At 41.7% G+C, this 7,620-nt stretch carries 14 protein-coding genes and 1 pseudogene; 7 read left to right on the top strand and 8 right to left on the bottom strand.

Going from position 1 to position 7,620, the window contains the following annotated elements; all coding sequences use genetic code 11:
* Nucleotides 1–138: 138 nt before the first annotated feature.
* Entirely contained in the window at nt 139–927 is a 789-nt protein-coding gene (locus tag WBA89_RS01125; RefSeq protein ID WP_424403267.1) for an HAD family hydrolase, read from the bottom strand.
* Nucleotides 928–1,173: 246 nt separating this feature from the next.
* Here WBA89_RS01125 and argB point away from each other — a divergent pair, with 246 nt between their 5' ends.
* The 3 genes from argB (at nt 1,174) to WBA89_RS01110 (ending at nt 3,063) form a co-directional block, all read left to right on the top strand.
* Nucleotides 1,174–2,085: an acetylglutamate kinase gene (argB, locus tag WBA89_RS01120; RefSeq protein WP_424403265.1), complete on the top strand. Its 912-nt coding sequence runs from the start codon at nt 1,174–1,176 to the stop codon at nt 2,083–2,085.
* A gap of 329 nt (nt 2,086–2,414) precedes the next feature.
* Entirely contained in the window at nt 2,415–2,735 is a 321-nt protein-coding gene (locus WBA89_RS01115; RefSeq protein ID WP_424403263.1) for a DUF433 domain-containing protein, read from the top strand.
* Nucleotides 2,728–3,063, top strand: coding sequence for a DUF5615 family PIN-like protein (locus WBA89_RS01110; RefSeq protein WP_424403261.1), 336 nt, complete (start codon nt 2,728–2,730; stop codon nt 3,061–3,063). Before WBA89_RS01115 ends, WBA89_RS01110 begins: the two co-directional genes overlap by 8 nt.
* Before the next feature lie 121 nt (nt 3,064–3,184).
* Here WBA89_RS01110 and WBA89_RS01105 read toward each other — a convergent pair whose 3' ends face one another.
* Both WBA89_RS01105 and WBA89_RS01100 read right to left on the bottom strand, forming a co-directional pair.
* On the bottom strand, nt 3,185–3,553 hold the full coding sequence (locus WBA89_RS01105) for a DUF5615 family PIN-like protein (RefSeq protein WP_424403259.1): 369 nt from the start codon (nt 3,551–3,553) through the stop codon (nt 3,185–3,187).
* Complete coding sequence (locus tag WBA89_RS01100; RefSeq protein WP_333429165.1) at nt 3,553–3,777, bottom strand: DUF433 domain-containing protein; 225 nt, start codon at nt 3,775–3,777, stop codon at nt 3,553–3,555. The genes WBA89_RS01105 and WBA89_RS01100 overlap by 1 nt, the downstream gene beginning before the upstream one ends.
* 283 nt (nt 3,778–4,060) lie before the next feature.
* Between WBA89_RS01100 and WBA89_RS01095 the strand changes: the two genes are divergently transcribed.
* The gene (locus tag WBA89_RS01095) at nt 4,061–4,291 is read left to right on the top strand and encodes a DUF6883 domain-containing protein (protein WP_424403256.1); all 231 of its coding nucleotides are present in this window, start codon (nt 4,061–4,063) and stop codon (nt 4,289–4,291) included.
* Entirely contained in the window at nt 4,275–4,538 is a 264-nt protein-coding gene (locus WBA89_RS01090; protein ID WP_293212076.1) for a DUF4926 domain-containing protein, read from the top strand. The genes WBA89_RS01095 and WBA89_RS01090 overlap by 17 nt, the downstream gene beginning before the upstream one ends.
* Before the next feature lie 102 nt (nt 4,539–4,640).
* Here WBA89_RS01090 and WBA89_RS01085 read toward each other — a convergent pair whose 3' ends face one another.
* The 3 genes from WBA89_RS01085 to WBA89_RS01075 are packed head-to-tail and all read right to left on the bottom strand — an operon-like array spanning nt 4,641 to nt 5,462.
* Nucleotides 4,641–5,027, bottom strand: coding sequence for a hypothetical protein (locus WBA89_RS01085; protein ID WP_424403254.1), 387 nt, complete (start codon nt 5,025–5,027; stop codon nt 4,641–4,643).
* Nucleotides 5,028–5,037: 10 nt separating this feature from the next.
* On the bottom strand, nt 5,038–5,214 hold the full coding sequence (locus WBA89_RS01080; protein WP_424403252.1) for a hypothetical protein: 177 nt from the start codon (nt 5,212–5,214) through the stop codon (nt 5,038–5,040).
* Nucleotides 5,211–5,462: a hypothetical protein gene (locus tag WBA89_RS01075; protein WP_424403250.1), complete on the bottom strand. Its 252-nt coding sequence runs from the start codon at nt 5,460–5,462 to the stop codon at nt 5,211–5,213. The genes WBA89_RS01080 and WBA89_RS01075 overlap by 4 nt, the downstream gene beginning before the upstream one ends.
* 237 nt (nt 5,463–5,699) lie before the next feature.
* Between WBA89_RS01075 and WBA89_RS01070 the strand changes: the two genes are divergently transcribed.
* Both WBA89_RS01070 and WBA89_RS01065 read left to right on the top strand, forming a co-directional pair.
* On the top strand, nt 5,700–5,957 hold the full coding sequence (locus tag WBA89_RS01070; RefSeq protein WP_424403248.1) for a hypothetical protein: 258 nt from the start codon (nt 5,700–5,702) through the stop codon (nt 5,955–5,957).
* Complete coding sequence (locus WBA89_RS01065) at nt 5,947–6,174, top strand: hypothetical protein (protein ID WP_333423866.1); 228 nt, start codon at nt 5,947–5,949, stop codon at nt 6,172–6,174. Before WBA89_RS01070 ends, WBA89_RS01065 begins: the two co-directional genes overlap by 11 nt.
* Here the strand turns inward: WBA89_RS01065 and WBA89_RS01060 are convergent.
* Complete coding sequence (locus WBA89_RS01060) at nt 6,171–6,365, bottom strand: hypothetical protein (protein ID WP_424403245.1); 195 nt, start codon at nt 6,363–6,365, stop codon at nt 6,171–6,173. The genes WBA89_RS01065 and WBA89_RS01060 overlap by 4 nt on opposite strands.
* 80 nt (nt 6,366–6,445) lie before the next feature.
* A pseudogene (locus WBA89_RS01055) lies at nt 6,446–7,620 on the bottom strand (dynamin family protein); the annotation flags it as partial.

Genomic DNA, 7,620 nt, shown 5'->3' with positions numbered 1-7,620 from the left:
CATTGGTCAATGGTCATTGGTCATTAGTCATTAGTCATTAGTCATTGGTAATTGGTTAACAGTCAACAGTTAACGGTTAACACTTAACAGTTAACAGTTAACGGTTAACAGTTAACAGTTAACAGTTAACTATAGTCATTATAATATTACTTGTTGACCCAAACCTAATAAGTGATGAACAGCAATAATCAAGTCGCTGAGAATGAAATTAGGCTGGTGCTTTTGCAGTTGATGGCGGCTGCGAATACCGCAGGTAACAGCAATTGTAGGTATTCCCAATGCTTGTCCTGCGAGGATATCTGCTTCCGTATCTCCGATCATCCAAGCCGAACCGAGAGATGACTCAAATTCTTCGGCAACTTCAGCTAACAATTCGGTTTTTAAGGCTGTATAGTTGTAATAGGCGGCATCCGGCATCTGAGTGCCGCGAATGCTGGTAAACAGTCTGGCTAAACCGTAATTTTGCAACAGTTGAACGGCTTGATTTCTCGGCCGCAGGGTGACTAAAATCAGCCGCACGCCGCGGGAGTGCAAAAGTGCGATCGCCCATTGCACTCCCGGCTGGATGCGATCTAAGTGCAACAAGTCTGGTTGATTGACAATCCGACTCACGCATCCGAGAAAAACGTGAATTTCTGCTCCCGACAAGCCGGAACTTTTGGCTATTTCAGCATCGGGGACTCGATTTTGTTTCATTTGCCAAAACTGCTGTTTGGTGAGGATTTCGAGGTTGAGGCTGATTCCTCGCTCGCTGCAGGATGCTTGAGTGTCGGCTAATCCCTGTTTGTAAGTGCTGTAGTAGCGATCGGACACATCGACAATCGGCCCGTCTAAATCGCAAAATACCGTCATTCGGGGGGACGAGTCAGCCTCTGATGGTAGCTTGTACTGAGGGTTTTCGGAATTGGGGGCGACAGCAGTTAACATATAAGGTTAAGTAAATCAAGGATAACGATACATTTCTTGACTTTACCAAGAATTTTATAAGTTATAAGACAAAATTTCAAGCTATATCATTAAAAAAACCTATGATAATTATGAGGATAGCTCTCAAAAAGGGCGATCGGGCAAATCGTCGATAAATTCCAGGGAAAAAGTGATTTTTGTAGCTGTTGATATTTGCTTTAGCCATTAAAGTTTAGAATTAAGTTTTTAGTCTTTTGTAAATTACCCATGCTCAAACAAAGCGATTTTGTTAGGAATCCAGACACTAATCGAGTAGAGGTGCTTTCCGAAGCACTGCCTTACATTCAAAACTTTGCCGGCCGCACAATTGTAGTCAAATATGGCGGTGCGGCGATGAAAGATAGCACTCTCAAAGACAAAGTAGTTCGGGATATTGTGCTCCTAGCTTGCGTGGGGATGCGTCCGGTTGTAGTTCACGGCGGCGGCCCAGAAATTAATATTTGGCTGGAAAAATTGGGAATTGAGCCACAATTTAAGGATGGTTTGCGAGTAACTGATGCAGCGACAATGGAAGTCGTAGAAATGGTTTTGGTGGGGAAAGTAAATAAGGAAATTGTTTCGTTAATCAACCAAGCAGGCGGCAAAGCAGTGGGATTGTGCGGCAAGGATGCTAATCTGATTCAAGCTCGTCCAGATGGCCGCGAGGGAATTGGATTTGTTGGTGAAGTTAGCGGGGTGGACACCAACATTTTGGAGTCCTTGGTGAACAGCGGTTATATTCCGGTAGTGTCGAGCGTGGCGGCGGATGAACGCGGTCAATCTTACAACATTAATGCTGACACTGTAGCCGGGGAAATTGCGGCTGGTTTGGATGCAGAAAAGTTGATTTTGATGACTGATACTGCGGGAATTTTGGAGGATTATCACAAGCCGGAGAGCCTGATTGCTAAGCTAGATATTCAGGAAGCGAGACAGTTGGTTGAGTCGGGAGTTGTGTCTGGGGGGATGATTCCTAAAGTTAATTGTTGTGTGCGAAGTTTGGCTCAGGGTGTGAAGGGCGCTCACATTATTGACGGGCGAATTCCTCATGCTTTGCTGCAAGAAATATTCACGGATGCGGGGATTGGCTCGATGATTGTTGCTTCTGAGTTTAGCGGGGGTAAGTCAAGGTATAAGTAGGGCTTGTATTTTAGTTTGGGGCGGGTAAGTGAATCGGTAAATCATTGCTTTACCCGTCCAGAGAATTGCTTTCTAGTTTGCCAGCAAGACTTGTGGGAACTGTTGTTGAAGTGCATGATACGGGAAAAAATGTCAGTATTTAGTGGAGTTATCTGATAGTTAAGGGATTGAATATGCTAGGGCTATTTTGAAAGCAGATGAAATTTTAGTTCTGCAATATGAACTTGCAGTTGCTTAGTAATGTCAGGGGAATAAAAGTTCGATAAGGGATCTCGCCCTGTGCTAACATTAAATAGCTTAAACATTACTATTAAGAGACTTTTACTATAATGTCTAAGAAATCTCTCATCACAGAACATATTGAAATCACGCCTGGGGTGCTGGGCGGTAAGCCGTGCATTGCCGGTCATCGAATTGCTGTAGCACACATCGCCGAGATGTATCTCAAAATGGGGATTTCTATAGAAGAAATCGCGGGAAAGTACGATCTGCCACTAGCCTCGGTTCATGCAGCAATGACCTATTATTACGATCGTCGAGAAGAAATCGATCGTCACACTGCTGAAAGTCGAGCTATTGTGGAAGAATTAAAGCGCAATAGTCCACCATCTCCGTTACAAGAAAAATTGAGGGCAATTAGAGGTGAGTGAGCAAATTCGTTTTCATTTAGACGAACATATTGACTCTAATATTGTGCGCGGTTTGCGTCGTTACGGGATAGATGTGACGACAACAGTTGATGCAGCGTTGCGTACTAAAAGCGATGAGTCACACCTAGCGTTTATTCGCGAACAGCAGCGCGTGATATTAACTCACGATGATGATTTTCTAATTATGGCAAGTGATACCAGCGATTATCCGGGAATTGTCTATTGTCCGCCTAATTCTCGTTCTATTGGCGAGATTATCCGCAGTTTAATTTTAATTTATGAAGTCTATACGCCTGAAGAAATGATTGGGAGGATTGAATATATTTGATATTATTGTAACGCGATCGCACTTTCGGACAATAAGGGATCTCGCAATGCAGGGATTCGACATGGAAAAGGCGAGATCCCTTTTAGTTGTTTCGGGAAAAAAGGGATATCGCTATCATTTTTTACTCTCGAATGCGAATTCTGTAAACTTCTACCAGTAGTAATTTACCTCGATAATGCTCCTCACTATCGTGCAATGATAAGTATTCTGTTAGCCTTGACATCAACTGAGGAATTATTTCTGGGTGATTTCTCAGTTGAAGAGAAATGATTCCTTGATATGAACTTGGCGGATAAGTCACAATATCTGCGAAGTCTCCATTGAGAGAAACAAGTATGGTATTTAATTCCTGAGCTTTGACAATGACAATAGTATCTGGAGATTCAATTGGAATGTAATCTCCCAATACAAATACTTCATGCTCGGTATCACGAAGTATTTGAATAATAGACTTAGGAACGCATTGATCGATGAACAATCTTAAACTCATTAGGCAACTGTTTCAAAATCCGACAAATCGCGAGCATAATCAAGACAAGCAGCTATCTGTTCTTTGGCGATATCTGGAAACTCGTCGATGATTTGTTCGACAGTGTTATTTGATGCTAAATATCCTAAAATTAGACTAACGGGAATTCTAGTTCCTTTGATTCTTGGTTTACCTCGCAGTACATCGGGGGTACTAACGATATGTTCTCTCCAGTTTACAGGCATAACTTGTCCTTGTTGAATCTGATAAGTTATATTATCGGATATGACAACTTATATTTTAACTTAAGGAATGGCGATCGCACTTTCGGACAATAAGCGCGATCGTACAGGGATAAAGCATCTACCTTACAATAAAAACTGTAACTAATTAGGGGGTGAGCAGGAGTTATAATGAAACTACCCAATGGCGATCGGGCTGAAGTTTCTCTGCAAAAGCTGGTTGGCTACTGCTTAAATCCAGAGCAATAAGAGTGGAAAACACAAAGCCAGAGTCTTTGCATCGGTTTTGAGAATCACGGCTAATAATGCAGAAGTTTTGCAAGAGCTTATTCAAAAAGCAGCCATTGAAGGTGAAGTTTTCCAAGAAAATACTACTGATTTTGGGGAACAGTTTAAAGTTGATTGGACTGTACCCGATACAGCGGGGATTGAGCTTCGGATAATCTGGGAAATTACTTTGACTAATTCTAACCCTCGTTTGATTTCAGCTTTCTTAAACCATGATAAAAAACTTTAGACTTTTGGATTCTGTGGCGATTCTCAAGCCAGTTTCAAATACGCGATTAACGCTAGTCGAACCGGAATACGAATCTGTTTCTAGTTTGCCAGTAGGACTTGTGGGAACTATTGTCGAAGTCTATGATACGGGAAGAGAATGTCAGTATTTAGTGGAATTTGCTGATAGTCAAGGGATTGAATATGCTATGGCTATTTTGAAAGCAGATGAAATTTTAGTTCTGCAATATGAACTTGCAGTTGCTTAGTAATGTCAGGGGAATAAAAGTTCGATAATGGCGATCGCCCTTTCGGACAATAAGGGCGATCGCCCTTTGGGAAAAAGAAACAATTGCGCTACACTCAAGGCATTATGAAACTGCTTTGAGGGATTGCGTGACAGGCTTCAAATCGATGTCATCATTGGAAGTCAGTATTTTAAATAAATGACGCGGGATGCCTGCTGCAATCAAAGCTTCTAGATCGCGATCGAGCTTTGAGAAGTCTTCGTAGATGCCGACAAACTGAGTTACGCAAGCTAAAGATTCATCTTTCGGGTCATTGACTCCCGTGTATCTGTACTCAATATCAAAACCTGCTTTTTCCCCAATTTCTTCGATATCCCAGTCTACAAGTGCCATATCCGCCGCTTCAACGGCTAGGGCAATATGACCGGGCGGTATGGGGTCAAGTGGCTCGCAGCACCAACCCTTAGAATCGTTCCAGACGCTCTTACCTTGAGATTCTCGAATTTTCATGTATTTTCCCTCACTGAAAGTAGCAGCGAAACCAGGCTTTGCCGCCCGGGCGAACATCTGCAAGAGACCGTTCATATTCAGTTGCTAGCTGTTGGCATTTCTTTTTCGCTTCTTTTAGGTTATACGCTTGTACGGGTTCGTTGATGGGATTGCCAAGCTCTTCTTTTTCTCGATCTGGATCTCTCACTCATCCCCCTTTTTGCTGGTGTTGCTCGATGAGGGGGCTTGCTGAGCCTGAAACCATATCTCGATCGCCTCTTCCAACCCTTCTCCTATATTTAGCTGCTTCAGAGTACACGCAGCTTTAAACTGAAGTCCTAGTTCTTTTCGGACATCTCCCGATAGCTGTATGTAATTTGGGTCGTGTCGGCTGGAACTTCTGTACTTTTTCCCATTTAGGCTTCCTCCAATTTTTATATTCTCACGATCGTACACCTGTTCTGCTGATATGTTCTCATGTTAACAAGTTGAATATGCGCGCGAGTGAATAAAAAAGGGCGATCGCCCTTTGGGATTCGACATGGGAAAGGAGCGATCGCAATGCACGGACAATAAGGGCGAGATCGATCAAATAGTAAAATAAACTTAACAATTGAAAAATGAAACTATAGGTTATGTTAAAATTTACTCAACAATACCGCTTTTGCACCATACCGCACGGAAATCAGTGCTATGTCTATTTCCAAACCTGAAAAGCCCCAGTCTTTAAAACTGATTAATTCTCCCGATCTTCAAATGCGGGCGATCGCCTACAGTTTAGATACTTTAATTCCAGGGCTCTACATTTGGCTGGGTGCTATAAAAATTCGGATTGGGGGTAGTTTGCCAGAAGAAAGCTATCCGGGGACTATTCACAGTCCAATAGGCATTGCTTTAGTATTCCCTGGCTACCGTATCTACAGCACTTACCAAGGTAGCTATGACCCTTGATAAGCATAAGCTTGAGGGCATCACTCAAATTACTGCCAAAACTTTGCCTTCTACAGAATTTGAGTTACTTCTATTGACAGCAGGCTACGGTAAAATTGGTACGGCTCCGGCTCAAGGAAATCGCCTGAAAGTGTGGTGGACTCATTCTACCTTTAGGCGCATCGAAGCTATTTACAGTGCTGATGGAATAGTTGCTATTACTGCTTATCACGTTTAGACTTGTAGTTCAAACTCAGAAGTTTTTATTGATTGATGAAAGAGCGATCGCAATGCACGGACAGTAAGGGCGATCGCTTTTGGGATAGCTGGATGGAAAGGAGCGATCGCCCTTTGGGATTCGACATGGTATAAGAGCGATCGCACTTTCGGACAATAAGGGCGATCGCCTACGGGATAGCTTCGCTTCACCCCCTTTGGGATTCGACATGGGAAAGGCGAGAGCCATTTTGGTTGTTTGGGGGAAAAGGGCGATCGCACTTTCTCTAACTTTACTTAACTGGCTTCCAACTATCGAGAGATTGACGAATGGAATTCAATTCACTGAGATATTCATTGAGTTTAATTTTGTTGGCCTCAAGCTTTGCCAGAATTTTTGGTGCTTCAGATTCTTTCGTTTTTCGTTCCTTCAAGACGCGATCGAAGTCATTTTGAAACCTTTTAATGTAATCATTGATTTGCTTTTCGGCACTTCTGAAATCAGCAGAAACCTGTTTGTTAATAACTCGTTCTAACAAATCTCTGTTTCTAAAAGTTTGCCGATCTATTTTTAGATTTATTAACTCTAATGTTTCTCGTAAATTAACTTCAAAGAAATCGCGATTTTTGGTAACACGTTCATCAGTATAATATACTTGATCGGAGTCACAACAACGACTTTTTTTACCTTTTTTCCTTTCTATTTCTACCACTGCCACTTGTACATCTTTAATTCGTGCATCAATTCCGGGAAAATCAAAACTTGGAAACTGAATCGAGTTTATGTTCAGTTTTACTTCTAAAGCATCACCAAGATAATTAGATAATTCATCTGATATTTCTTGGATATCTTCTTGAATTATTATTGCCAATCTTTCTCGAATATTCGTCCCCTCTCGAACTAATTCATCCTGAGTATCTATCCACCAACTTTGAATATAGGGCGGGCAAAATTTATTAATTGTTTGAATTATTTTTTCAGCTTCAGCCTTAGTTTTACACCGAATAATGTACGGATCAAACTCTTCACTATCAACAATCTGTTCAGAAACAGAGGTATTGAAAGCTTCTGGAATAGACTCACTCAATCCATCCAACAAAGACGTAGTGACTTTGAATGCTTTTCCTAATACGGGACCGAAAGGAGGTATCAATCCTAACAGTCTTTCTCCAATTTCTCCCACTATTTGTCCAAAACCCCCATTATTAGTCTTAACTTCTACTGGTTTGAGCAATAATGGAGTTTTTTTTGACTTAGGAGATTTAGCTGAGCGAGATTCGGCAATCTTATCAATCTCACTGGCTATCTGGGCTTTAGCCTTATTCGCAAATGTGTTAATGCCTTGACTAAATCCTTGGATTAGTATTTGTTTTTCTTGCTCGACAGTATTTTTGACTAACTCAACTTTGTACATCGCATTTTCTGAGCGTTTCCTGTACTCTTCAACTTTTTGTTTGAGGGCTTCAA

It is taken from the genome of Microcoleus sp., assembly GCF_049646505.1.
GTDB lineage: Bacteria > Cyanobacteriota > Cyanobacteriia > Cyanobacteriales > Microcoleaceae > Microcoleus.
The sequence above is the reverse complement of the archived record's forward strand: the minus strand, read 5'-3'. Positions and strand labels throughout refer to the sequence as shown.